Annotated in this window: 2 protein-coding genes; both read left to right on the top strand. The window is 51.3% G+C overall.

From position 1 onward, the window contains the following. Positions 1–429, top strand: a 429-nt coding sequence (locus tag VZ95_RS21165; protein ID WP_084627986.1) for a putative toxin-antitoxin system toxin component, PIN family, incomplete at its 5' end; no start/stop codon positions are given. Beyond that, positions 426–679, top strand: a 254-nt coding sequence (locus tag VZ95_RS21160; protein WP_045777631.1) for a hypothetical protein, incomplete at its 3' end; no start/stop codon positions are given. The genes VZ95_RS21165 and VZ95_RS21160, both read left to right, overlap by 4 nt.

The raw sequence follows: 679 nt of genomic DNA, 5'->3' as shown, positions 1-679 counted from the left end.
AGATTTGTCCTCGATACCTGCATCTTGGTATCGGCGATCCGCAGCGCGAACGGGCCGTCTCGGCAACTCCTTAAGCTGGTGTTGCAGGGGCGTCTAAATCCGTTGGTATCAGTTCCGCTCATGGCGGAATATGAGGCTGTTATGACCCGACCAGAGCATCTCGCGCGGGCTCGATTATCCCGAAACGATGTTACTGAGATTCTGGATGCGATGACCCTATATATAGAAAGAGTGCCGCTCTGGTTTTCAATAAGACCAGCAACCAAAGACGCGAATGATGATATGGTTTTGGAAACTGCCGTGAATGGTCGTGCCGACGCCCTCATAACAGAGAATATAGAAGACTTCAAAGAGGGGGCACTGCGGTATGGTATTCAGGTTCTGAAACCGAGTGCAGCACTTCATAGCATGACGGAGATGAAGCGATGAACGCAGTTCAGATTACTGATGCCGCTTTGATAGAGCAAGCTGAAGCTATGGCAAAGCTGAAGGGCGTCACGGTCAGTAAGATCATCACCGATACCCTTGCAGAAGCCTTCCGCATGGAAAATTATTTCAATGCGAGAGCACAACGGGCCGATCCAGTGAAAGCGCTTGAAATTCTCGCGCGGGCTGGTGTCGGTAACGAACCTGATGAGGCGATGCTTAAAGATAAAGGGGAGCGCATCGCCCCCCCTTT

Origin of the sequence: Elstera litoralis (genome assembly GCF_000963705.1) — a bacterium.
In the GTDB taxonomy this organism is placed as follows: Bacteria; Pseudomonadota; Alphaproteobacteria; order Elsterales; family Elsteraceae; genus Elstera; species Elstera litoralis.
Note: the sequence above shows the minus strand (reverse complement) of the source record. Positions and strands in the feature narration are given on the sequence as shown.